General features: G+C 69.9%; 25 protein-coding genes. 9 read left to right on the forward strand and 16 right to left on the reverse strand.

Annotated features, from left to right (window positions below; translation table 11 throughout):
- Positions 1-7: 7 nt before the first annotated feature.
- The 4 genes from ASD69_RS21620 to ASD69_RS01635 all read right to left on the reverse strand — a co-directional run bounded on the left by ASD69_RS21620 (position 8) and on the right by ASD69_RS01635 (position 2,763).
- On the reverse strand, positions 8-178 hold the full coding sequence (locus tag ASD69_RS21620) for a hypothetical protein (RefSeq protein ID WP_157498894.1): 171 nt from the start codon (positions 176-178) through the stop codon (positions 8-10).
- 182 nt (positions 179-360) lie between these two features.
- A complete protein-coding gene (locus ASD69_RS01625; RefSeq protein WP_056173124.1) occupies positions 361-1,197 on the reverse strand; it encodes a hypothetical protein in 837 nt (278 codons plus the stop codon).
- A 1-nt stretch (position 1,198) separates the two neighbouring features.
- Positions 1,199-2,098, reverse strand: coding sequence for an acyl-CoA thioesterase II (gene tesB, locus ASD69_RS01630; protein ID WP_056173128.1), 900 nt, complete (start codon positions 2,096-2,098; stop codon positions 1,199-1,201).
- Positions 2,099-2,190: 92 nt separating this feature from the next.
- Entirely contained in the window at positions 2,191-2,763 is a 573-nt protein-coding gene (locus ASD69_RS01635) for an N-acetylmuramoyl-L-alanine amidase (protein WP_056173132.1), read from the reverse strand.
- Positions 2,764-2,804: 41 nt separating this feature from the next.
- Between ASD69_RS01635 and ASD69_RS01640 the strand changes: the two genes are divergently transcribed.
- From ASD69_RS01640 to ASD69_RS01660, 5 genes are all read left to right on the forward strand, one after another.
- Positions 2,805-3,305: an MOSC domain-containing protein gene (locus ASD69_RS01640; RefSeq protein WP_056173135.1), complete on the forward strand. Its 501-nt coding sequence runs from the start codon at positions 2,805-2,807 to the stop codon at positions 3,303-3,305.
- 63 nt (positions 3,306-3,368) lie between these two features.
- Positions 3,369-3,899 carry an alpha/beta family hydrolase gene (locus ASD69_RS01645; RefSeq protein WP_056173139.1) on the forward strand — a complete coding sequence of 177 codons (531 nt, stop codon included), beginning with the start codon at positions 3,369-3,371 and terminating at the stop codon, positions 3,897-3,899.
- Between the two features lie 100 nt (positions 3,900-3,999).
- Positions 4,000-6,186 (forward strand): bifunctional 23S rRNA (guanine(2069)-N(7))-methyltransferase RlmK/23S rRNA (guanine(2445)-N(2))-methyltransferase RlmL, encoded by a 2,187-nt coding sequence (rlmKL, locus tag ASD69_RS01650; RefSeq protein WP_056173142.1) that lies wholly within the window; start codon positions 4,000-4,002, stop codon positions 6,184-6,186.
- Positions 6,187-6,197: 11 nt separating this feature from the next.
- The gene (locus ASD69_RS01655; RefSeq protein ID WP_200943925.1) at positions 6,198-6,785 is read left to right on the forward strand and encodes a methyltransferase domain-containing protein; all 588 of its coding nucleotides are present in this window, start codon (positions 6,198-6,200) and stop codon (positions 6,783-6,785) included.
- Positions 6,786-7,705: 920 nt separating this feature from the next.
- Positions 7,706-8,578: a pirin family protein gene (locus tag ASD69_RS01660; protein WP_056173148.1), complete on the forward strand. Its 873-nt coding sequence runs from the start codon at positions 7,706-7,708 to the stop codon at positions 8,576-8,578.
- 69 nt (positions 8,579-8,647) lie between these two features.
- Here ASD69_RS01660 and ASD69_RS01665 read toward each other — a convergent pair whose 3' ends face one another.
- Complete coding sequence (locus ASD69_RS01665; RefSeq protein ID WP_056173151.1) at positions 8,648-9,544, reverse strand: NAD(P)/FAD-dependent oxidoreductase; 897 nt, start codon at positions 9,542-9,544, stop codon at positions 8,648-8,650.
- A gap of 183 nt (positions 9,545-9,727) precedes the next feature.
- Between ASD69_RS01665 and ASD69_RS01670 the strand changes: the two genes are divergently transcribed.
- Both ASD69_RS01670 and ASD69_RS01675 read left to right on the forward strand, forming a co-directional pair.
- Entirely contained in the window at positions 9,728-10,183 is a 456-nt protein-coding gene (locus ASD69_RS01670; RefSeq protein ID WP_056173153.1) for an Rrf2 family transcriptional regulator, read from the forward strand.
- A gap of 140 nt (positions 10,184-10,323) precedes the next feature.
- Positions 10,324-10,581 carry a hypothetical protein gene (locus ASD69_RS01675; protein WP_056173157.1) on the forward strand — a complete coding sequence of 86 codons (258 nt, stop codon included), beginning with the start codon at positions 10,324-10,326 and terminating at the stop codon, positions 10,579-10,581.
- A gap of 115 nt (positions 10,582-10,696) precedes the next feature.
- Here ASD69_RS01675 and aqpZ read toward each other — a convergent pair whose 3' ends face one another.
- The 9 genes from aqpZ to mfd all read right to left on the reverse strand — a co-directional run bounded on the left by aqpZ (position 10,697) and on the right by mfd (position 19,725).
- Positions 10,697-11,407, reverse strand: a complete 711-nt coding sequence (gene aqpZ, locus ASD69_RS01680) for an aquaporin Z (protein WP_056173160.1) — start codon at positions 11,405-11,407, stop codon at positions 10,697-10,699.
- Between the two features lie 161 nt (positions 11,408-11,568).
- Positions 11,569-12,006: a hypothetical protein gene (locus tag ASD69_RS21630; RefSeq protein ID WP_157498898.1), complete on the reverse strand. Its 438-nt coding sequence runs from the start codon at positions 12,004-12,006 to the stop codon at positions 11,569-11,571.
- A gap of 179 nt (positions 12,007-12,185) precedes the next feature.
- On the reverse strand, positions 12,186-13,046 hold the full coding sequence (locus ASD69_RS01690; RefSeq protein WP_056173168.1) for a pirin family protein: 861 nt from the start codon (positions 13,044-13,046) through the stop codon (positions 12,186-12,188).
- A gap of 127 nt (positions 13,047-13,173) precedes the next feature.
- Positions 13,174-13,554, reverse strand: coding sequence for a hypothetical protein (locus ASD69_RS01695; protein WP_056173170.1), 381 nt, complete (start codon positions 13,552-13,554; stop codon positions 13,174-13,176).
- A 67-nt stretch (positions 13,555-13,621) separates the two neighbouring features.
- Positions 13,622-13,990: a hypothetical protein gene (locus tag ASD69_RS01700; protein ID WP_056173173.1), complete on the reverse strand. Its 369-nt coding sequence runs from the start codon at positions 13,988-13,990 to the stop codon at positions 13,622-13,624.
- Positions 13,991-14,145: 155 nt separating this feature from the next.
- Entirely contained in the window at positions 14,146-14,820 is a 675-nt protein-coding gene (nfi, locus tag ASD69_RS01705) for a deoxyribonuclease V (RefSeq protein ID WP_056173176.1), read from the reverse strand.
- Positions 14,820-15,335 carry a phosphoglycerate mutase family protein gene (locus ASD69_RS01710; RefSeq protein ID WP_056173180.1) on the reverse strand — a complete coding sequence of 172 codons (516 nt, stop codon included), beginning with the start codon at positions 15,333-15,335 and terminating at the stop codon, positions 14,820-14,822. Before ASD69_RS01710 ends, nfi begins: the two co-directional genes overlap by 1 nt.
- Positions 15,336-15,346: 11 nt before the next feature.
- A complete protein-coding gene (locus tag ASD69_RS01715) occupies positions 15,347-15,763 on the reverse strand; it encodes a heme-binding protein (RefSeq protein WP_056173183.1) in 417 nt (138 codons plus the stop codon).
- A gap of 497 nt (positions 15,764-16,260) precedes the next feature.
- Positions 16,261-19,725, reverse strand: a complete 3,465-nt coding sequence (mfd, locus tag ASD69_RS01720; RefSeq protein ID WP_056173186.1) for a transcription-repair coupling factor — start codon at positions 19,723-19,725, stop codon at positions 16,261-16,263.
- Between the two features lie 573 nt (positions 19,726-20,298).
- Here mfd and ASD69_RS01725 point away from each other — a divergent pair.
- Both ASD69_RS01725 and ASD69_RS01730 read left to right on the forward strand, forming a co-directional pair.
- Positions 20,299-20,772 (forward strand): MarR family transcriptional regulator, encoded by a 474-nt coding sequence (locus ASD69_RS01725; RefSeq protein ID WP_056173191.1) that lies wholly within the window; start codon positions 20,299-20,301, stop codon positions 20,770-20,772.
- A 128-nt stretch (positions 20,773-20,900) separates the two neighbouring features.
- Positions 20,901-21,326: an organic hydroperoxide resistance protein gene (locus ASD69_RS01730; protein WP_056173195.1), complete on the forward strand. Its 426-nt coding sequence runs from the start codon at positions 20,901-20,903 to the stop codon at positions 21,324-21,326.
- Positions 21,327-21,388: 62 nt separating this feature from the next.
- On the opposite strand, the gene ASD69_RS01735 is transcribed toward ASD69_RS01730, so the two are convergent.
- Both ASD69_RS01735 and ASD69_RS01740 read right to left on the reverse strand, forming a co-directional pair.
- The gene (locus tag ASD69_RS01735; protein ID WP_056173199.1) at positions 21,389-22,438 is read right to left on the reverse strand and encodes a class I SAM-dependent methyltransferase; all 1,050 of its coding nucleotides are present in this window, start codon (positions 22,436-22,438) and stop codon (positions 21,389-21,391) included.
- Positions 22,439-22,594: 156 nt separating this feature from the next.
- On the reverse strand, positions 22,595-23,149 hold the full coding sequence (locus tag ASD69_RS01740; RefSeq protein ID WP_056173204.1) for a GNAT family N-acetyltransferase: 555 nt from the start codon (positions 23,147-23,149) through the stop codon (positions 22,595-22,597).
- Positions 23,150-23,176: the final 27 nt, after the last annotated feature.

Raw genomic sequence — 23,176 nt, forward strand, 5'->3', positions numbered from 1 at the left:
TGGGCGCTCAACGCAGGCAGCTCAGGCAGGTGGGCAGGGCGGCGACGGTCGGGTGGCCGTCGAGCGCGCCCAGGATAGCCAGTAGCGCGGCGATCGCGGCGGCGAGCAGCGGGCCCAGGACGTCGAGCAGTGCGGCGAGGACGAGGCAGGCGATGGAAACAGGGGACGAGGTCGTCATGGCGGGTCCGGGCGGGGATACCTGGACCGAGACGCGGGCGGGCGGGGAATGTGACCGGCGCAAAAGCAAATCCCCCTCGGTCCCCCTTTTTCAAAGGGGGAAGACCAGCGGGACATGCGCCTGAGTCGTTTGCTGTCCCCCCTTTGAAAAAGGGGGCTAGGGGGGATTTGCTTCCAACCGCCCTACATCGCCACGTGCTTGAGCGTCCGCACCACCTGCCACTGCCCGTCCACCGACTTCACTTCCAGCGTCTTGTACGAGGCCGACATGCGGTGGTGGTAGGCCTCGTACTCGATCTTGCCGGACTCGCGGGTCTGTGGCCGGAACGCCTTGACGTCGACCAGCAGCGCCGGGTGTCCGGACGCGCGATGCACGCTGCCTTGCTCCTCGTCGGGGATGCGCACGCACTCCGACAGCGGCGCCACGCGGCGGCCGCGCAGTTGCGCCTGCATGGCGTCGATCATGGCCTTGGACACGTCCTTGCCGTCGATCGACAGGCACAGGGTGTCGATCGGTGCGGCCTTGCTCAGCTCTTTCACGAACACCGCCGCTGCCAGCGGCTGCGGGATCGCCGCCACCGAACCGTCCAGCGGGTGCTGGGCCAGCGCCGATTCGGCCGGGTCTTCGCGCAGCGAATGCACGATCGCCAGCACCAGTACCAGCACGATGCCGCCGATCAGAGCCAGCTTGATCCGGAACGCGCGTTGCTGCGCCGGGTTGCGCGCGGGCGCGATCTGCTCCGGCGCGCGGAAGCTGATCGCCGAGTAGCCTTCGCCGCCACGGGTGGAATCGATCAGGCCGGCCGCGCGCAGGATTTCGCGCGCGCGCACCTGATCCTCGGACTTCACCACCCACACCGCCGGCTTGGGCGAGTCGTTGTCGCTGTAGCTGAAGCCGCTGCGGCGGTTGCCCTTGTAGGAGCGGTTGTTGGTGACCCGCACTTCGATGTCGGCGTCGCGCAGCATCTGCGCCACCGACTCGACGTTTTCCAAACGCGCGCTCGAAAAGACCTGCCTCATGTCATTCCTTCGAGGGCACGTGCGCGGCCGCTGCGGCGTCCTGCACGACCCGGATCAGGCCTTCCTGCGCGGTGCTCGCGACCAGGCGGCCGTGGCGGTCGTAGATCTGCCCGCGCGCCAGCCCGCGCCCGCCCTGGGCGCTGGGGCTGTCGATCGAGTACAGCAGCCAGTCGTCGGCGCGGAACGGGCGGTGGAACCACAGCGCGTGATCCAGCGAAGCCATCTGCACATTGGGCTGGTAGTAGCTGATCCCGTGCGGGAAGGTGGCGGTGCCGAGCAGGTGGAAATCCGAAGCGTAGGCCAGCAGCGCGCGGTGCAGCTCGGGCGCGTCGCCGACCGGCTCGCTGAGACGGAACCAGACCTGCTGGTAAGGCGGGCGCTTGGGCGGATTGAGCTCGTCGCGCGGATAGACGTGGCGGAACTCGAACGGGCCCTGGCGCGACAGCCAGCGCTGGATCTTGGTGGGCAGCGTGGCCATCACCTCCGGCGGTACCGCCGACGCCGGCGCGATGTCCTCGGGCTTGGGCACCTCCGGCATCGACAGCTGGTGTTCGCCGCCGTCCTCGTCCTTCTGGAACGAGGCGGCCAGGAAGAAGATCGGCTGGCCGTGCTGGATCGCGGTCACCCGCCGCACCGAGAAGCTGCCGCCATCGCGGGTGCGGTCGGCCTGGTAAACGATCGGGGCCTCGATGTCGCCGGCCTTGAGGAAGTAGGCGTGCAGCGAGTGCGCGCTGCGCGGCGCCTCCAGGGTCGCTTGCGCGGCCGACAGGGCTTGGCCCAGGACCTGGCCGCCGAACACGTACTTGGTGCCGATGTCGCGGCTCTGGCCGCGGAACAGGTTGTCTTCCAGCCGCTCCAGCGACAGCAGTTCGATCAGTTCGGAGACGGGCGATGAAGTCATGGGGCGTGCGCGGCCGGGTCGGTACGGTCCGGAAGTATACGGCGCGTCCCGCTGGGCTCCGCGAGCGCCGGCGCGGGCGTTAGGGCCGCGGCTCAGGCTTCGGGACGCAGCCGCTGCAAGCCGCAGGCGTCCAGCACCCGCGCCCACGGAAAGCGCGGGCCCGGGTCCAGCTTGCGCTGCACCTGCACGCTGGGATCGTCGCTGGCCTCGACCCGGGTGGTGTCCAGGTCCTCGTGGCCGGCGATCCAGCGCAGCGCGGGCAACTGCGCGCGCAATTGCGCCAGCAGTGCGATCAGGGCCTCGATCTGGGCCTCGGTGTAGGGCTCGTCCATGGCCTGGTGGCGCGAGTCCAGCCAGTGCGGATAGCGGCCGGTGTTGACCAGCTCGATCCCGACCGAGCGCGGGTTGTAGCCGCGGGTGTGGTGGGCGACCCGCAGGGGCTCGACGTAGCGGTGCAGGCTGCCGTCGCGATCGACGTAGTAATGGCCGCTGTTGCCGGTGCCCGAGGCCGGGTAGAGCACGCGCTCGCCGTACTCGCGCGCGGTCGCCAGGTCGGGCAACTCGGTGCAATGGATCACCACCAGGTCCACCGCCGCGGCCGCGCGCGCGTCCAGCAGGGCCTCGTAGGGCAGGGGTTCCACGCGCAGGGGCGGAAGGGGCGGCATGGGGGCGGATGCTAACATTCGCCTTCGCACCGGAGCCCGCCATGTCCCTGCCGCCCGCCGACTCCGCCCTAGGACGTCTGATGGCCCACCTGCCGCGCCCCGGCCGGGTGGAGTGGATCGGTTTGCGTCCCAAGCGCGATGTGCCGATGGAGCCGGTCGAAGCCGTGCTGGCCCAAGCCGGCCTGGGCCTGGTCGGCGACCGCTATGCCGGCGGCAGCGGCAAGCGCGGGGTGACCCTGATCCAGGCCGAGCACCTGCCGGCGATCGCCGCCTTGTCCGGCCGCGACGCGGTCGAGCCGTCCCTGCTGCGCCGTAACGTGGTGGTATCCGGGCTGCCGCTGGTGGCGCTCAAGGGCCGCCGCTTCCGCCTCGGCGAAGCGCTGCTGGAAGGCACCGAGGACTGCGACCCCTGCTCGCGCATGGAAGACGCGCTCGGCCCCGGCGGCTACAACGCGATGCGCGGCCACGGCGGCCTGTGCGCGCGCATCCTCGAAGGCGGACACATCCGGCGCGGCGACGCGTTGATCGTGCTTGCCGACTGAACTCCGCAGCGCCGTGCGACCGCCACCGTCCCGGCCCCTCACCGATACGCCACCCCGACACGCATGAGCACGCGCGGACACTGCATCCTTTCCCATGGCTTCGAGAGCGGCCCCGACGCGACCAAGGTCACCGCCCTGGCCGAGGCCGCGCAGCGCCTGGGCTGGAGCCACGAGCGCCCGGACTACACCGACCTGGACGCGCGCCGCGAGATCAGCGAACTCGGCGACGTGCCGCAGCGGTTGCAGCGCCTGCTCGCGCTGGCCCAGGCCGCCGCCCAGCGCGGCCCGCTGGTGCTGGCCGGCTCCAGCCTCGGCGCCTACATCTCGGGCCTGGTCTCGCTGCAGGTGCCGGTGGTCGGCCTGTTCCTGATGGCGCCGCCGGTGCGGATGGGGCCGGCGCCGCGCCTGCAAGCCGCGCGCGTGCCGACCACGATCGTGCACGGCTGGGACGACGAACTGATCCCCGCGCAGGAAGTGGTGGAGTGGGCCTGGTCGCGGCGCGCGCGCCTGCTGCTGGTCGACGACAGCCATCGCCTGGCCGCGCACGTCGACACCAGCGCCGACGCTTTCGCGCAATTGCTGCAACGCCTGTGACGGCCGCGCCGCCGCCACACGCGCCCTTGACCGTCGATGCGGATACTCCGTGCTCGTCGATGCTCACTCCGCTGTTCGCCATGCACACCAGGAAGTCTTCGTGAAGTTTTACGTCAGTTGCGGCAAGGGTCTGGAATATCTGTTGGCCGACGAGCTGGTCGCGCTGGGCTGCGCGCGCGCGACCGCCGCCCTGGCCGGCGCCAACGCCGAAGGCGAACTGCGCGACGCCCAGCGCGCGGTGCTGTGGTCGCGCCTGGCCAGCCGCGTGCTGTGGCCGATCGCCGAGTTCGACTGCCCCGACGAGCACGCGCTGTACGCCGGCGTGGCCGCGATCGATTGGCCGCAGCATCTGGACGCGACCAACACGCTGGCCGTCGACGCGCACGTCTCGGGCACCGCGATCACCCACGCGCGCTACGCCGCGCAACGGGTCAAGGACGCAGTGGTGGACGTGATGCGCGCGCGCACCGGCGCGCGCCCCGACGTGGACGTGGACGCGCCCGACCTGCGCCTCAACTTGGTGATCCGCAAGAACCGCGCGATCGTCTCGATCGATCTGGGCGGCGGCTCGCTGCACCGCCGCGGCTGGCGCCTCAAGCAGGGCGAAGCGCCCTTGAAGGAAAACCTCGCCGCCGCGGTGCTGATGCGCGGCGGTTGGCCGCGCGTGTACGCCGAGGGCGGCGCCCTGATCGACCCGATGTGCGGCAGCGGCACCTTGCTGATCGAAGGCGCGCTGATGGCCGCCGACGTCGCGCCGGGCCTGCTGCGCCACGATGGTTTGGCGCCCACGCGCTGGCGCGGTTTCGACCGCGCGGCCTGGCAGGAACTGTGCGATCAGGCGCGCGTGCGCGAAGACGCCGGCCGCGCCGCGCTGCGGCCGGTGTTCCAGGGCAGCGACCTCGACCCGCATGCGATCCGCGCCGCGCGCGACAACGAAGTCATGGCCGGCCTGGCCGGGGTGATCCGCTGGCAGGTCGCCGCGGTCGAGCAACTGCAGGAGCTGCCCGCGCCGACGGCCATCGAAGCGGCCGAGGGCGAGCCCGTCGCCGCGACCGGCCTGGCGGTCTGCAACCCGCCCTACGACGCACGTCTGGCCGCCGATCCCGCCCTGTACCGCGCGCTGGGCAATACCCTCAAGCGCCTGGCGCCGCAGTGGCGCGCCAGCCTGCTGTGCGGCGACGCCGAGCTGGCCCAGGCCACCGGCCTGCGCGCCAGCAAGAAGTACCAGCTGTTCAACGGCGCGATCGAATGCACCCTGATCGTGTGCGACCCGATCGCGCCGCGTGCGCGCGCGGACAGCGCGCCGGACGCACCGCCGCCGGTCTTGTCCGAAGGCGCGCAGATGGTCGCCAACCGCCTGCGCAAAAACCTGCACAAGCTCAAGCGCTGGCGCGAGCGCGAAGGGGTCAGCTGCTACCGCGCCTACGACGCCGACCTGCCCGAGTACGCGGCCGCGATCGACGTCTACGCCAGCGACGAGCCCGAACCGCAGCTGCACCTGCACGTGCAGGAATACGCCGCACCGGCCACGATCCCCGAAGCCGACCAGCGCCGCCGCCTCAACGAACTGATGGCGGCCGCGCGCGAGGCTTTCGCGGTACCGCGCGAGCGCATCGCCCTCAAGACCCGCGCGCGCGGCAAGGGCGGCAGCAAGTACGGCCGCTTCGACCAGCGCGGCGAAGTCCTGGTGGTGCGCGAGGGCGCGGCCAAGCTGCGAGTGAACCTGCACGACTACCTCGACACCGGCCTGTTCCTCGATCACCGGCCGATGCGCCTGCGCATCGCCGAGGAGGCGCGCGGCCGGCGCTTCCTCAACCTGTTCGGCTACACCGGCGCGGCGAGCGTGCACGCGGCGGTCGGCGGTGCGGTGCAGACCACCACCGTCGATCTGTCGGCCACCTACCTGCAATGGTGCGCCGACAACCTGCGCGAGAACGGCATCGGCGGCGCCGACCATCGCCTGGTCCAGGCCGACGCAGTAGCCTGGCTGGAGGCCGACCGTGGCCGCTACGACCTGATCTTCTGCGACCCGCCGACCTTCTCCAATTCCGCGCGCGCCGACGACTTCGATCTCCAGCGCGAGCACGTCCGCCTGCTGCGCGCTGCGGTCGCGCGCCTGGCCGACAACGGCGTGCTGTACTTCTCCAACAACTTCCGTCGCTTCCGCCTCGACCAGGAGGCGATCGCCGAATTCGCCGACTGCCGCGAGATCAGCGCCGAGACCATCCCGCCCGACTTCGCCCGCGACGCGCGTATCCATCGCTGCTGGCGGCTGCAGCCGCTGTGAAGGACGAAGCCTTGAAAACGCGCAAGCCCGGTACCTGGACCTTCTTCCGCCAGTGGTTGAAGAACCCGCTGCGCACCGCCGCGGTCGCGCCCTCCAGCCCCGAGCTGGCCGCGGCGATGATCGCCGAGCTGCCCGACGACGCGCGCCGGGTGATCGAGCTGGGCGGCGGCACCGGCGCGATCACGCGCGCGCTGCTGGCGGCCGGCATCGCCGACCGCGATCTGTTGGTGCTGGAGCTCAATGAGGAGTTGCACGCGCATCTGCATCTGCGCTTTCCGCAGGTGCAGGTATTGCTGGGCGACGCGCGATCGCTGCCGGAGCTAGCGCACGCGAACGGCTATCTGGACCAGGGCCCTGCGGATGCGATCGTGTCCGGGCTGGGGCTGCTGACGATGCCGCCGCAGTTGCAGCGCAGTCTGTTGGCGGCGGCGTTCGAGTGTCTGCGGGCAGACGGCACCTTCGTGCAGTTCACCTACGGGCCGGCGGCGCCGGTGGCCGATGCGGTGATGCGCGAGTTGGGGCTGCAGGTGCGGCGCGGCGAGTTTGTGTTGCGCAATGTGCCGCCGGCGACGGTGTATGTGTATACGCGCAAGGCGTAGGGACGTGGTGTTTCGCTGCCGCGCTTGAGGGGCTGCGCTGTCTTTCGATTCGGTGGGCGACAGGTCGTTCGCGGCTATTGGGTAGGAGCGGCGCGAGCCGCGACCGTGAGCTCCGGCTATTGCGCTGGCCGGTGTCCTTGTTGAGATTCGGATCGCTTTCTTGCTCCTTGCTCCTAGCTCCTAGCTCCTAGCTCCTAGCTCTTTGGCTCTTAGCTCCCTCCTTTGGAAAAGGAGGGTTGGGGAGGATTTGCTGTTGCTCTGCTTTCGTTTTTTCTGACCTAAGGTCAACGGCTTCCGCGTGCTGCGCATGCGGGTCACTTTCTCTTGCTAACCCAAGAGAAAGTAACCAAAGAGAAGGGTTAGCGTGACCAACCCTCCCTTGCGAGCGCGTTGCGTGCGCCGGGATTTTTCGAATGGACATCCCTGTCCATTCGAAAAACGGCACGCGTCCTGCGCGCCGCCCTTCGGGTCTACGGTTGGTCGTGTGAGTGCGGTGCTTTTGGACTTCAATGCCACGACCACGACCACGACCACGGCCACGGCCACGGCCACGGCCACGGCCACGGCCACGGCCACGGCCACGGCCACCGCAACCGCAACCGCAACCGCAACCGCAACCGCAACCGCAACCGCAACCGCAACCGCAACCACATCCGCTGCGACTGCAGGCGCGATGCGTGACTGGTGAAACGTGAGTGCGAATAACAATTGCAAATGGTGACTATGGCCATGGCGGTTTGAACGCTGGTGCCGCTGCCGTGTCATAGCCGGGTGTGCGGCCCCTGCGCCAATCTCGCTACATCAGGCTGATTGTTCCAAATTTGTAATAGATACTCCTGCGCTTAAGTGCTTCGTTCTGTTTTTGCAGTGCCATCCTATGCTCCAACGCCAATACGGCGAGCGAGACAGGAGAGAGGAGCATGTCCACCACCACCACCCACGACCTGGCCCCGCGCTATGCGCGCGTCGGGCGCAAGATGCGTGGTCAGCCGACTTCGGATGGCGCCGGTGTGCGCCTGACCCGGGTGATCGGCGGGGCCGAGTTGCCGGATCTGGATCCGTTCCTGCTGCTGGACGAGTTCGGCACCGATCGCGCCGAGGACTACATCGCCGGTTTTCCGGAGCATCCGCACCGCGGCTTCGAGACGGTGACCTACATGCTCGACGGGCGCATGCGTCATAAGGACAACCACGGCAACGAGGGCGTGCTGGTGCCTGGCAGCGTGCAGTGGATGACCGCCGGCCGTGGCCTGGTGCATTCGGAGATGCCCGAGCAGCAGGAGGGCCGCATGCGCGGTTTCCAGCTGTGGGTGAACCTGCCGGCGCGCGAGAAGATGACCGAGCCCAAGTATCAGGAGTTCGCGCCTGAGCGCATCGTCGCGCTGCAACCGGCCGATGGCGTGCAGCTGAAGCTGATCGCCGGCGCGATCGGCGATCTGCGCGGTCCGATCGCGCAGCCGGCGACCGATCCGGTCTATATCGACGTCGCCCTCGCGGCTGGCGCCAGCTGGGAGTACGACCTGCCCGAAGGCCACAACGTGTTCGTCTACGTGTACGAGGGCGGGGTGGAGATCGGCGACGGTGAGGACGCGCGCGCGGTCGATGCGCAGGAGTTGGCGGTGCTGTCCGGCGGCCAGCGCCTCAAGTTGCGCGACCTCGGCCGCGACAGCCGCCTGATCCTGGTCGGCGGGCGCCCGCTGCGCGAGCCGGTCGCGCGCTACGGCCCGTTCGTGATGAACACCAAGCAGGAAGTGATGCAGGCCTTCGTCGATTTCCAGGAAGGCAAGTTCTAAACCCGGGTATCGAAGCCGACGCCCACGACGGGGCCGCGCAGTGCGCGGCCCCGTTCGTTTTGGCGCCGATCAGGACCCGAGCAAGGACTGATGCGCGCCGACGCCGGCCAGGGTGCCGGCCGCGACCGCCAGGCTGACGCTGGCCATCGCGCTGGCGGCGTCGCCGGCCGCGTACACGCCGGCCACCGTGGTGCGCTTGAACTCGTCCACGCGCAGCAGCGGCCCCCACGGGCCTTCCTCGTACTCGCAGCCCAGTTGCTCGGCCAGGGTGTCGACCGGGCGGGTGCTCGGCGCCACGAACAGGCCGGCCAGCGCCAGTTCGCGGCCGTCTTCCAGGCGCACGCCGCTGAGTCCGTCGTCCGGTCCCAATACCTCGACCACGCGGCTGCGTTCGATCGCGACGCCGCGCGCGGCCAGGCGCTGCGTTTGTTCGGCATCGGGCTCGAACGCGCCCTGGCTGAAGTAGGTGGTGGGGCCCCAGTCGGGCACCAGCAGGGCCTGATGCAGCGAGGTGGCCTGGGTCGCGAGCACACCCAGCGGCGCGCGTTCGAACTCGTAGCCGTGGCAGTAGGGGCAATGCACCACGCTGCGGCCCCAGCGTTCGCGCAGGCCGGGGATCGCCGGCAGTTCGTCGGCGACGCCGGTGGCCAGGATCAATCGGCGCGCGCTCACGCTGCGTCCATCGGACAGGCCGAGCACGAAGTCCTCGCCGTGCGCGCGCGCCTGTTGCGCGTGTCCCTGCAGCAATTCGACGCTGGGATAGGTCGCGAGCTGATGGCTGGCCTCCTCCAGCATCTCCGACGGGGCCCAGCCGTCCATGCCGAAGAAGCCGTGCGAATGCGCGGCATAGCGGTTGCGCGGGCGGCCGGCGTCGATCACCAGCACGCGTCGGCGCGCGCGTGCCAGCGGCATCGCGGCGGCCAGGCCGGCATAGCTGCCGCCTACGACGATGACTTCGTACTGCATGGTCCTGCTCCTGAGCTGGGCGACCGCGCCCGTCGACGCAGGAGGCGTCGCGAGCCTGACGGTCAATACGTATCAATTGAAGTTGCGTTTTAACACCCGCGCCGACCATGATGCAACTTCATGTGTTACATGATGTCCGCGACTGTTAAGCTGGGCCCGGACGACCACCCGCGAGCGCGCCGGATGAGAAACGACAACCGCCTGTCGCGCATGCTGCATGTGCTGATCCACATGGCCCAGCATCCGGCGCCGATCGCTTCCGAGCTGATCGCCGGCATCCTCAACACCAACGCGGTGGTGGTGCGCCGGACCATGGCCGGGCTGCGCGAGGGCGGCTACGTGCGATCGGTGAAGGGGCACGGCGGCGGCTGGACCCTGGCCCAGCCGCTGGAGCGGATCAGCCTGCTCGACGTTTATCGCGCGATCGGCGAACCGCCGGTGTTCGCGCTGGGCCTGTCCGACGATCACCCGCGCTGCCTGGTCGAGCAGGGCGTGAACGCGGCCTTGCGCGGTGCCCTGGACGAAGCGCGCGAGCAACTGCTGGCGCGTTTCGCCGCGACCACGCTGGACACGATCGCGAGCGAGTACGAAGCGCGCATGCAGGGCCGCAAGACGCCGCGACCGTGGTGGGAGCGCTGATCGACGCGCGCGCTTGGCCGGCGCGCGCGGCCAGCCGCGTTAGCTAGCTACGGCGCGTTTCATCGGACGAATCCGCCGATGGGCATCACGCGCCGGCGCGGCCGTCCGGTCGCGCCGTATCCGTGCGAAGGAGTGCAGTCATGCCCGGGATCGATCCCAACAAGTTCGTCATCGTCGCCAGTTTCGTATCGCCCGGCGTGAGCCAGGGCGCGGGCGGCTTCGCCATCGTCGGCGGCAAGATCGTCAAGATTCCGCCGCGCGGCATCAAGCTGCTGCAGGCCAGCTACCAGATGCTCGACGCCGCCGAGAGCGCCGGCAACCGCAAGCTGGCCGCGACCTTGCAGCAGGCCGCGCTGGACGCGGCCGAGGAAGCGGTGAAGCAGAAGGCGACGCGCTGAGGCGCGCGACGCGGCGCCATGACGAAAAGGCCGCGCCCCACGCTCGACGGGGGCGTGGGACGCGGCCTCTCGTGGCTCGCGAAACGGGTTGCGGCGATGCGCCGCGCGCGTGGGCTCAGTCCTTGTCGAACCAGCGGTAGATCACGCCGCCGAGCAGGCCGCCCAGGATCGGCGCCAGCCAGAACAGCCACAACTGCGAGATCGCCTGCGAGCCCGCGAACAGGCCCACGCCGGTCGAACGCGCCGGATTCACCGAGGTGTTGGTGACCGGGATGCTGATCAGGTGGATCAGGGTCAGGGCCAGGCCGATCGCGATCGGCGCGAAGCCTGCCGGCGCGCGCTTGTGGGTGGCGCCCAGGATCACGATCAGGAACATCGCGGTCATCACCACTTCGCACAGGAACGCCGCCGCGACCGAATAGCCGCCCGGCGAATGCGAGCCGTAGCCGTTGCTGGCGAAGGCGCCGGCGGCGTTGGGATCGACCGAGAACTCGGGATTGCCGGCCGCGATCTGCCACAGCACGAAACCGGCGAGCAGGCCGCCCAGCACCTGGGCGACGATGTAGGGCAGCAGGTCCTTGCCGGCGAAGCGTCCGCCCGCCCACAGCCCGAAGCTCACCGCCGGATTGAAGTGGCCGCCGGAGATATGCCCCAGCGCGTAGGCGCCGGTCAGCACGGTCAGGCCGAAGGCCAGGGCCACGCCCAGGAAGCCGATGCCGAGCGGATTGCCGACCCCGCCGAAGTTGGCCGCGAGCACCGCGCTGCCGCAACCGCCGAGTACCAGCCAGAACGTACCGATGAATTCGGCGCCGAGTCGTTTGATCATGATCTTCCTCCTGGAATGACGGATCGGGAGCTTCGGGATGGTCGTGTCACGCACCGGCGCGCACGCGCCTGCGCACACGGTACGCCGCGCGCGCTCGCGAGCAAAGGGGAACGGAGCGAGGACGGCGAGGGCGGATCGAGACCGCCATCGCCGTCATCGGATCACTTGCTGCTCAGTCGGGCCGAAGGAAATCGCAGCCCCTGGGTCAGGCCCAGCACCTCGCCGAGCTTGTCGGGCGATGCGGCCTGCAGCCAGATATGGGCGACCCGGCCGTCGCCGAGATCGAGCAGGGTTTCGCGCACCTGCACGTCGGGCTTGCCGGCGAGTTCGCCGCGGTACCAATACATGGGTTTGCCGTCGATGTTGCCGGCCTCGGCGCGATCGCCGCGCTTAGGCGTGAACGGCGATTTGTTCGAGATGTACATGCCGAACGCTTGGCTGCCGTCTGCGCGTAAGGCGAGGCAGACATCCGAGCCGGCGCTAGGTTTGTGGTCCCAGATCAGTTGCGTGGAAGGCGGCAACTGCGGGCATCCATCCTGTTGTTGAGCCTGTGCGCTTCCTGCGTACAGGAGCCCGACGAGCACGGGCAGGATCGACATGCGGCATGCCGGCATTTTCACGACTGGTTCCCCCTTGAGGTCTGGACGATAAAACGTGACCTGCGTCAGAACATAAGGCAGTTCTGGGGGATTGACAAATCCTGTGGTTTCGGCTGCAGCTGAATAGGCGGGTGTGCGCCTCCGCCGCGCCTGCACGGGGCCAAGTCGGCCGGCCGGACTCAGCGCTCGGGCAGGGGGATGAACTCGTCGTCGCCCGGGACCTGGCCGAAACGGCCCTCCAGCCAGTCCTGCTTGGCCTGCTCGATGCGCTCGCGCGAGCTGGACACGAAGTTCCACCACAGGTGGCGCGGGCCGTCGAGGGGCTCGCCGCCCAGCAGCATGGCCTTGAGCGGGGTCTTGGCGCGCAGCAGCGGGCGCGTGCCCGGGTCCAGCACCACCAGGTGCTTTTCGGGGATATCGGCGCCATCCAGCTGGGCCTCGCCTTCGAGCAGGTAGAGCGCGCGTTCGGCGTGGCTGTCCTCGATCGCCAGTTCGGCGTCGGGGTCCAGGTCGATGGCGACGTACAGGGTGTCGCTGAACACCTTGACCGGCGACTCCTCGCCGTAGCCGCGGCCGGCGACCACGCGCAGCCAGGCGCCGTCGCGGCGCAACTGCGGCAGCGTCGCCGCGCCATGGTGGTGGAAGGCCGGCGCGGTCTCCTCGAACGAACGCGGCAGCGCCACCCAGGTCTGCATGCCGTGCAGCGGATGCTCGCCCGCGCGCAGCGCCTGCGGGGTACGTTCGGAGTGGGCGATGCCGCGGCCGGCGGTCATCCAGTTCACGTCGCCGGGATTGATGTCCTGCACGCTGCCCAGGGTGTCGCGGTGGCCGATGCTGCCCGACCACAGGAAGGTGACCGTGGCCAGGCCGATGTGCGGATGCGGACGCACGTCGATGCCGTGACCGGGTTCGAACACGGCCGGGCCCATGTGATCGACGAACACGAACGGCCCGACCGAACGGGCCTGGATCGAAGGCACGGCGCGGCGGACCTGGAAACCGCCGAGGTCGTGGACGCGGGGGGCGACGATCGTGCTCATGGCGTGGCTCTCTGGCTGCGCGAATTCGAGGTCGCTAGCTTGTCACGGCGGTCGCGGCGCGAGCGTGCCCTGCGCGCAACGGCGTGTTGCGGCGTCGGGCCTTGGGCGCCGCGCCGCCCGCGCGGACTCAGGGCGTGGCGGCGATCTTGAGCGTGGCCGCCGGCGCGTCGCCGGGCGCCAGCGAGGTCAGCTCGATGGTCCAGGCGCCGGCGGTCAGCACGGTCGCGCGCTCGGTGTTGAAGTTCAGCGCCTGCGTGGCGCCCGACGCGGGCGCGAATTCGAAGTTCACGTCGGCGTCGCCGGCGCGGATGCATTGCACGTTCGGCGGGCAGCGCGAGTCGTTGCTCACGCCGATATAGCGCAGCTGCGAGCGATCGGCCAGGGCGATGCGCTCGCCCGGCTTGAGGGTGGCGCTGCGCTCGCCGCCATCGGAGGGGCCGGTGCCAGGGCCGCTGGCGCAGGCGGACAGGGCGGTCAGCGACAGCAGGGCGGCGAACAGACGGCTCATGGCGACGGCCTCGATGCGGGAGCCCCGGATCGTAACCGACGCCGGCGCGCGCGCCGCGACGCGGCGTTCACCGCGCCGCGGCGGGACGCTCGCGCAGCTGCCGTGCCTGCGCGCGGTGGGCGCGCTTGGAGCGCCAGCCCAGGATCAATGCGCCCAGCGCGATCACCGGCGCCGGTGCGACCGACAGGGCCAGCACGCGTTGCGCGTAGCGGGCGTGCGCGACCGGCTCGGGCATCGCCGCCAACTGCGAATCGACGAAGGTGACCTGGGCCCAGAACACGAAGGCCAGGGTCGCCAAGGCTAGCGCGGTCAGGCCGATCAAGCGCGGCAGGAAGGCCTCGGGCCCGGCGCCGAGCAGGCCGCGCGCGAAATGGACGCTGAGGGTGTAGGTGCCGGCGTAGGCCAGCAATGCGGTCACGAACAGCACGCCTTGCATCGTGGGGACTCCTTGTCCCGTTGAGCGTCAGGTACCGAGCTTAGGCGAGCGCGTGCGCGCGCGGCCATGAGACGCGGGCCGCAGCGCCGAAGCGTGGCGCGGCTGCGCCCAGCCGGTGTCCGGTTCGGCGCCGCCGCTGCGTTGCGCCTTGTCCTTCAGCCGCGGTCGCGGCGCGAGGCCAGGCGGTCGGCCAGACGCGTCGGTTCGGGCAGGCGATAGCCGCGCAGGCAGTGCAGGGTCAGGGCCAGCGCGCTGGCCATCGACACCCGATGGCCGGGCGAGACGATCAGCGGCCGGCAGCGCGGCTTGCTGCGCAGGACCTGGCCGATGGTGCGGCCGCGATACAGCAGTGGCGCGCAGTCGCCGCGCTGCGGTCCGGGCTCGTCGTGGCGGCCGGCCAGCACCTTCTTGGCCACGCCGATGCTGGGCAGGCCGGTGGCGACGCCGAAGTGCGCGGCGATGCCCAGCCCGCGCGGGTGGGCGATGCCGTGGCCGTCGACGAAGGCCAGGTCCGGCGCCTCGCCCAAAGCCTCCAGCGCGGCCAGCAAGGCCGGCAATTCGCGAAAGCTCAGCAGGCCGGGCACATAGGGCATGCGGGTCGGAATGCGCGCGACTTCCTGCCGCAGCGGCTGCAGGCTGTCGGCGTCCAGCAACACGACCGCCGCGCGCGTGATCGCGCCTTCCTCCTCGAAGCCGACGTCGAAACCGGCGATGCGTCGCAAGGGCGTGGGGAAGTCGTCTTCCAGCACCAGCTCGCGCGCCAGGGTTTCCTGCAGGGCGCGCGCGGCCGCGACGTCGCCGTCCCAGGCCGGCAGCGCGGCCTGCGCCATCAGTAGCGGGTCTCGCTCAGGCTGGCGCGGCCCTGGGCGTCGAATACGATCGCGATGCGGCGGTCGAACTCGTTCTCTGCCATCGGCGCGACCGTGCAGCCGCACAACGCCGCGGCGATCTCCGGCACGGTGTTGCTGTGGCCGACCACCAGCACCGTGCCCAGCGGATGCCGAGCGCGCAGTTGCGCGGCGAACTCGGCGGCCGGCTGCTTGGCGTCGTAGACGGTCACCGCCATCGCATGCGCGCTGGCGGTCGGCGCGGCGGTGTTGCGGGTGCGTTTGTAGTCGGTGGCGTAGACGGCGAACACGTCCTTGCCGCTCAGGCTGTCGGCCAGGCGCTGCGCGCGCGCCTGGCCGTCCGGGCTGAGGTTGGGATCGCGCGGATCGTCGGCGGCCTTCTCGGCGTGGCGCACCAGCACGAATTCGAGCGCGGTGGCGGTGCGCGGCGGCGCGCTTGCGCAGCCGGCCAACACGCATAGCGCCAGCAGCATCGACATCGCTTTCGAGAAAGGCATGCGCGGGGTCCTCAAGCGTCCAAGCGTTGCGCGCCGGCGCGCGCGATCTCGCCGTCCTGGGCCGAGGGCGCGCCGGATACGCCGATCGCGCCCAGGATCTGGCCCTGGTGTTGCAGGCGCACGCCGCCTTCCAGCGGCAACGCCTGCGGCAGGCCGAGTACGACGGTGTGGCCCTGGGCCAGCAGTTCCTGGTGGAACACGGTGTCGCGGCGGTAGTTGACCGCGTGCTCGGCCTTGCGGATCGCGACCTCGACGCTGGCGTTGGGGGTGCCGTCCATGCGCCGGAACAGCAGCAGGCGGCCGGCGTCGTCGACGATCGCGATGCTCACCGCATGCCCGCCCGCGCGCGCCTGTGTTTGCGCGGCCTGGGCGATGCCTTCGGCGGCGGCCAGGGTGAGCGTGGTGCGGGTGGACAGCAGCTCTTTCATCGGCGGTGCGTGGCGAGTGCGGAAGGGCATCGCATCGTACGCCGGAATGGCGGTGGCTAGGGGCCGCGCTTGCGTTGCGAGTGTCGTGGCGCGCGGTGAGGCGATGGTGGGGTTCGCCTTTGGCTCACCGCAGCCTACGGGGGGCGTGGGGTGCGGTGGCAATCGCACCGGCGTTGAGTGCGGTGCATGGCGATGGTGCGGTTCGCCTTTGGCTCACCACACCCTACGGGGGGCGTGGGGTGTGGTGGTAACCGCACCGGCGTTGAGTGCGGTGCATGGCGATGGTGCGGTTCGCCTTTGGCTCACCGCAGCCTACGGGAGGCGTGGGGGGGCGGTGGTAATCGCACCGGCGTTGAGTGCGGTGCATGGCGATGGTGCGGTTCGCCTTTGGCTCACCACACCCTACGAGGGGCGTAGGGTGTGGTGGTCACCGCACAGGCGTTGAGTGCGGTGCGTGGGCGATGGTGCGGTTCGCCTTGGCTCGCCGCGCCCTACGCTCAGGCCGCCTGTCGCAGCACCGTCAGCAAACCCTTGGCCGCGGCCAGGCGTGCGGGCGCGTCGGGCAGGTCCAGCTTGATCTTGAGTTTGTCGGCGCCGTCCATCTGATACAGCTTGGACTGCGTCTGGATCAGGCGGATCACCGCCATCGGATCCACGTTCGGCTTTTCGACGAACTGGACCCGGCCGCCCTTCTCGCCCAGGTCGAGTTTGCGGATGCCCAGCTCGGTCGCGGCCAGCTTGAGCTCGGCGACCGCGAATAGATGCTTGGCCGCGTCCGGCAGCAGGCCGAAGCGGTCGATCATCTCCACCTGCAGTTCGCGCAGCTGGTCGACGTCGCGCGCGCCGCTGACGCGCTTGTACAGGGTCAGGCGGGTGTGCACGTCGGGCAGGTAGTCGTCCGGAATCAGCGCCGGGATGTGCAGCTCGACCTCGGCGCCGCGCGCTTCGGTCGCGTCCACGTCGGGCAACTTGCCCTGGCGGATCGAACGCACCGCGCGTTCCAGCAGTTCGGTGTAGAGGCTGAAGCCGACTTCCGCCATCTGCCCGCTCTGGTCCTCGCCCAGCAGCTCGCCGGCGCCGCGGATCTCCAGGTCGTGGGTGGCCAGGGTGAAGCCGGCGCCCAGTTCGTCCATCGCCGCGATCGCGTCCAGGCGCTTGCGCGCATCGGCGGTGATCGAGCGCTTGTCCGGCACCACCAGATACGCATAGGCGCGGTGATGCGAACGGCCGACGCGGCCGCGCAGCTGGTGCAGCTGGGCCAGGCCGAACTTGTCGGCGCGGTTCATGATGATGGTGTTGGCGTTGGGGATGTCGATGCCCGACTCGATGATGGTCGAGGCCAGCAGCACGTTGAAGCGCTGCTTGTGGAAATCCAGCATCACCCGTTCCAGCTCGCGCTCGGCCATCTGGCCGTGGGCGATGCCGATGCGCGCCTCCGGCACCAGTTCCTGCAACTGGCGCTGCATGCGGCCGATGCTTTCGACGTCGTTGTGCAGGAAGTAGACCTGACCGCCGCGCGCGAGCTCGCGCTGGAAGGCCTCGCGCAGCTGGGCGTCGTCCCAGGGCACCACGAAGGTCTGCACCGCCAATCGGTGCGCGGGCGGGGTGGCGATGATGCTCAGGTCGCGCAGGCCGGCCATGGCCATGTTGAGCGTGCGCGGAATCGGCGTGGCGGTCAGGGTCAGCAGGTGCACGTTGGCGCGCAGCGCCTTCAGCGCTTCCTTCTGGCGCACGCCGAAACGTTGCTCCTCGTCCACGATCACCAGGCCCAGGTCGGGGAAGCGCACGTCCGGCTGCAGCAGGCGGTGGGTGCCGACGATCACGTCGATCTTGCCCTCGGCCAGCTTCTCCAGTTCGGACTTGATCTCCTTGGCGGTCTTGAAGCGCGACAGCACTTCCACGCGCAGCGGCCAGTCGGCGAAGCGGTCGCGGAAATTGCGGTAGTGCTGTTCGGCCAGCAGGGTGGTCGGCACCAGCACCGCGACCTGCTTGCCGGCCGCGGCGGCGACGAAGGCCGCGCGCACCGCGACCTCGGTCTTGCCGAAGCCGACGTCGCCGCAGACCACGCGGTCCATGGGTTGGCTGCTGCCCAGGTCGCGGATCACCGCCTCGATCGCGGCGTGCTGGTCCGGGGTTTCCTCGAACGGGAACGCGGCCGCGAACGGCTCGTACATCACCCGGTCCAGATCCAGCGCGAGGCCGGCGCGGGCCTGGCGCTTGGCCTGGATCTCCAGCAGTTCGGCGGCGACGTCGCGGACCTTTTCGGCGGCCTTCTTCTTGGCCTTGCTCCATTGCTCGCCGCCCAGCGAATGCAGCGGCGCGGTTTCGACCGAGGCGCCCGAGTAACGGCTGATCAGGTGCAACTGCGCGACCGGCACGTACAGACGGTCGCCCTTGGCGTATTCGATCTCGAGGTATTCGCCGGGCTGGCCGCCGGCTTCCAGCACGATCAGGCCGCGGTAACGGCCGACGCCGTGGTCCTCGTGCACGATCGGCGCGCCCTCGGACAACTCGCCCAGGTCGCGGATGATCGCTTCGGGTTCGCGCCCGACGCGCTTGCGCCGGCGCGGCTGCGAGGCGCGTTCGGGGAACAGCTGGCGTTCGGTCAGCGCGGCCAGCGCCGGATCGGTCAGGGCGAAGCCGTCGTCCAGCGGCGCCACCGCGATCGCGAAGCGCGCATCGCCGGCGGCGAACGCGCTCCAGTCGCTCAGCACCTGCGGGCGCAGCTCGGCGGCCTGCAGCAGTTCCAGCAAGGCTTCGCGGCGGCCGGCGCTGTCGGCGGCGATCAGCACGCGGCCGCGGTAGCTACCCAGGAACGACTTCAGCGCCTGCGCGGGCGCCGCATCCTTGGCCGCCAACGGCAGCGCCGGCGCCGGCTGGTCGCCCAGCGCGAGCGCGCGCTCGCGCTGCGGATGGCCTTCGCCGCAGACCTCGACGCGCTCGCCCTGGTTGAGGCGTTCGCGCAGCGCGTCCGGCGACAGATACAGCGTGTCGGGCGGCAGCAGCGGCCGTTCCAGATCGTGGCGACGCTGTTCGTAGCGCTCACCGGTGTTGATCCAGAACTGTTCGGCCGCTTCCAGCACGCCCTCGCCCAGTACCGGCAGCGCGCTCGCGCCGAGGTAGTCGAACAAGGTGGCGGTTTCGTTGAAGAACAGCGGCAGGTAGTACTCGATGCCCGACGGCGCGATGCCGGCCTTCAAGTCCTGGTACAGGCCGCTGCGGCGCGTATCCAGATCGAAGCGATCGCGCAGCGCGTCCAGCGCGCGCTTGAGCGAGGCCTCGTCCAGTGGCACTTCGCGGCCGGGCAGCAGGCGCACCGCGTCGAACTTGTCCAGCGAACGCTGCGACTCCGGATCGAAGGCGCGGATGGTCTCGATCTCGTCGTCCAGCAGCTCGACCCGGAACGGCGTGTCCGCGCCCATCGGATAGACGTCGAGCAGGCCGCCGCGTACCGCGAAGTCGCCTGGGTCCAGCACCTGCGGCACGTTGCGGTAGCCGGCCGATTCCAGGCGGCGCTTTTCCGCGTCCATGTCCAGGCGTTGGCCGACGCGCACGTCGAAACTGCCGCCGACCACATGCTTCAGCGGCGCCAGGCGTTGCAGCAGGGTCTGCACCGGCACCACCACGATCCCGCGTTGCAGAGTGGGTAGACGGTGCAGCGCGGCCAGGCGCTGCGAGACGATGTCCGGGTGCGGACTGAACTGGTCGTAGGGCAGGGTTTCCCAGTCCGGGAAGGGCAGTACCGGCAGTTCGTCGTCGCCGCCCAGCAGGGTGCGCAGGTCGGATTCCAACTGGTGTGCGGCGTGGTTGTCGCGCGCGATCGCCAGCAGCGGGCCGGCATGCGCGGCCGCCGCGGCGGCCAGGTGGAAGGCCAGCGCCGAGGGCGACACCGGCGCGCGCCACCAGGCGCGTTGTTGGCCGGCCTTGGGCAGCGGCGGAGCGGGGAACGGGAACTTGGGCATCGGGTTCGGCGGACGCTGGATCGATGAGGACGGAGGGCGAGGGCGCTCGTCGCGGCGGCAGGCCAAAACGAGTGCAGCGCCGGCAGCCTTCGCCGCCAGCGCAATGGGCGCCGAGTGTACGCGAGGGCGGTGAGCGGCCCGTGCGTATTCGGGGGACTTCCTTGTACGCGGCCGGCGTCGCAGAGCGTGAGACGGGCGAGCGCAGGCGCTGTCGTGCCGATTCGTTCCGGGGCGAGGCTGGGGCTGAGGGCCTTCTGCGGGAGCGCCTTCCGGGGGGCGGCTTTTCTTAGGACGGCTCTATGCGAGAGGGCTGTCTTTTGGAGGGCCCCTGTGGGAGGGCTCTCTAGTGGCGTGGCTCGCTGTAAGAGCGGTTCTGTGTAGAACCGGCTCTCTGTGGGAGCGGCTCTCTGTGGGAGCGGCGTAAGCCGCGATCGCGAGAACCGAGCGGCGGCGCTGCTTGGAGGGCGCAATCGCGGCTTACGCCGCTCCCACAGGAAGCGGGGGCGGGCGAAATTTATCTTTCATTCATAAAATAGCTTGCTATTAAATAGCGCGCTATGTAAATTACGCCCCATGAACACGCAGCCCGCCGCCCCGAACGCACAGCCCCCGCAGGCCGCCTCGCTGAAGCTGGACGACCAGCTCTGCTTCGCCCTGTATTCGACCTCGCTGGCCTTGAACAAGGTTTACCGCAAGCTGCTGGCGGGCCTGGGCCTGACCTATCCGCAGTACCTGGCGATGATGGTGCTGTGGGAACGCGACCAGCTGACCGTCTCGGAGATCGGCGAGCGCCTGTATCTGGATTCGGCCACCCTGACCCCGCTGCTCAAGCGCCTGCAGGCCGCCGGCCTGATCAACCGCACCCGCGCGCGCGAAGACGAGCGTCAGGTCGTGATCGCGCTGACCGAGGCCGGGCGCGCGCTGCAGGAACCGGCACGCGCGGTGCCGATGGGCATCTTCGGCGCGGCCGGCTGCGCGCCCGAGCAGCTCGGATCGATGAAGGCGCAGCTGGAATCGCTGCGCGGCAATCTCATGCAGCACCTTTGAACCGGCTAGCGGCGCGGGCGCCTGCGCGCACGTCGCCGATCGAGTCCCGCCGTACGCAACACCCGAACACCTTCGAAACCGGCGACGGTTTCGTCCACCCAACGCCCCCACCACCTAGGAGTCCGATCATGTCCCTCGACCAAGTCCTCTACACCGCCCATGCCACCGCCACCGGTGGCCGCGACGGCCGCGCCGTGTCTTCCGATAACGTGCTCGACGTCAAGCTGACCACCCCGCGCGAACTCGGCGGTGCCGGCGGCGATGGCACCAATCCGGAGCAGCTGTTCGCGGCCGGCTATTCGGCCTGCTTCATCGGCGCGCTGAAGTTCGTCGCCGGCAAGGAAAAGATCGCCCTGCCCGCCGACACCTCGATCGAAGGCGCGGTCGGCATCGGCCCGATCCCGGCCGGCTTCGGCATCCAGGCCGAGCTCAAGATCTCGCTGCCGGGCCTGCCGCGCGAGCAGGCCGAGGCGCTGGTGCAGAAGGCGCACCAGGTCTGCCCGTACTCCAACGCGACCCGCGGCAACATCGACGTGACCCTGACCATCGTCTGATCGCGTCCATCGCCCGCGACACCCGATCCCGGCGCGGCGACGCGCCGGGATTTTTTTGAGCGCTAGGGCCGCGCTTCCAGCACCAGGTTGAAGGGCGTCTGGGTGGCGCGCCGGAACTGGCTGAAACCGCCCTCGCTCATCACCTGCTGCAGGCGCGCCTGTCCGGCTTGCGCGCCCAGCGCCGGGCCGTGCCGCGCCAGCGACACCGGCACGCAGATCTGCGAGGACGCGCCGTAATAGACCCGCCCGACCGGATTGAGGTTGTCCTCGACGCGGTCGCCGGCGAAGGGTTCCACCAGCAGGCAGTGGCCGTCGGGCTTGAGCGCATCGCGCGCGTGGCGCGCGGCGCCGACCGGATCGCCCATGTCGTGCAGGCAGTCGAAGAAAGCGATCAGATCGAAATTGCGGCCGCTGTAGCTGGTGGCGTCGGCGACCTCGAAATAGGCGTTATCGATGCCGGCCTCCTGGGCGCGACGGCGCGCGGTCTCGATCGAGGCGGGGTGGTAGTCGTAGCCGATGAAGCTGGTGTTCGGAAACGCCTTGGCCATCAGGGTGGTGCTGGCGCCGTGGCCGCAGCCGACGTCGGCGACCTTGCCGCCCCGGCGCAGCTTGTCGAGCACCCCATCCAGCGCGGGCAGCCATTCGCCCAGCAGGTGCGCGTTGTAGCCGGCGCGGAAGAAGCGTTCGGTGCCGTGGAACAGGCAGGGGTGGTGCTCGCCCCATTCCATGCCGGCGCCGCTGCGGAAGTTGTCCTTGGTGCGTTCCAGCGCATGGAACGCGGCCTCGACGATGGAGTAGGCGCCGGGCAGATCGACCGGCCCGCCCGGGTCCGCCAGACACAGCGCCTGCTCCTCGCTGAGCCGGTAGCGCCCGCTCGCCGCGTCGTACTGCACGTAACCGCCAGCGGCTTGATTGCCCAGCCATTCGCGCGCGTAGCGCTCATGGGTGCCGGTGCGCGCGGCCAGTTCGGCCGGGCTCAGGGCGTCTTGGGCCAGCGCCCGGTAATAACCGAGCTGATCGCCGATCAGGACCAGGCTGGCGCTGATGGCCGCGCCCAGGTCGCCGACCGCGCGGCCCAGGAATTCGTTGAGGCGTGCTTCGTCGATGCTCATATCCGCGTCCAGCCCGGTCCGTCCGTGGATGCGCGGCACGGCCTGCCGCCAGTCCCTTGCACGCTAGCCAACGCGATGAGCGCGCAGGCACGGACAGCCACCGGTCGGTGAGGCGGGGAAGCAGGGGCGGGGGCGGCGCGACGGGCGCCGCGGGTGTCACTCCGGGCTGGGCTTGCGCAGGTCCAGCGAGACCCGGATCAGGCCGGGCGCGTCCTGCTGGAATTCGCGCTCGAAGCCCAGCGACTGCGCCAGCGCGATCATCGCGTGGTTGTGCTCGAACACGTCGCCGTAGATGCGCTCGACCTTCTTGCCGCGCGCCCACTTCACCAGCCGCGTCATCAGATAGCGGCCCAGTCCCATGTTGGCGATGAAATGGCTGACCAGGATCGCGAATTCCGCGTCCTTGCCGTTGTCGTCGATGGCCACGCGCGCCACCGCGCCGACCAGGGCTTCGCCGGGCGGCAGCGGTTCGGCCGCGACCAGGGCGAATTCGGTCTTGGGATTGATCCGGGTGAAGCGCTCGGCCATCTCCGGGGTGAGCTCCTTCAGCGCGTAAAGAAAACGCTGACGAACCTCATCGGGTTGCAATAAGCCGAAGCCCGCGCGCAGCGGCTCGGCGTCCTCCGGTCGGATCGGACGGATGAGCAACTCGCGTCCGTTGGGGAGACGCTGACGCTCGTGCCAAGGCGGGAGTCTTTCGCGCGCGGCCATGCCCGGATATTGGCACACTGGAAGCCG

The sequence above is a fragment of the Lysobacter sp. Root604 genome (assembly GCF_001427505.1).
Classification (GTDB): domain Bacteria; phylum Pseudomonadota; class Gammaproteobacteria; order Xanthomonadales; family Xanthomonadaceae; genus Lysobacter.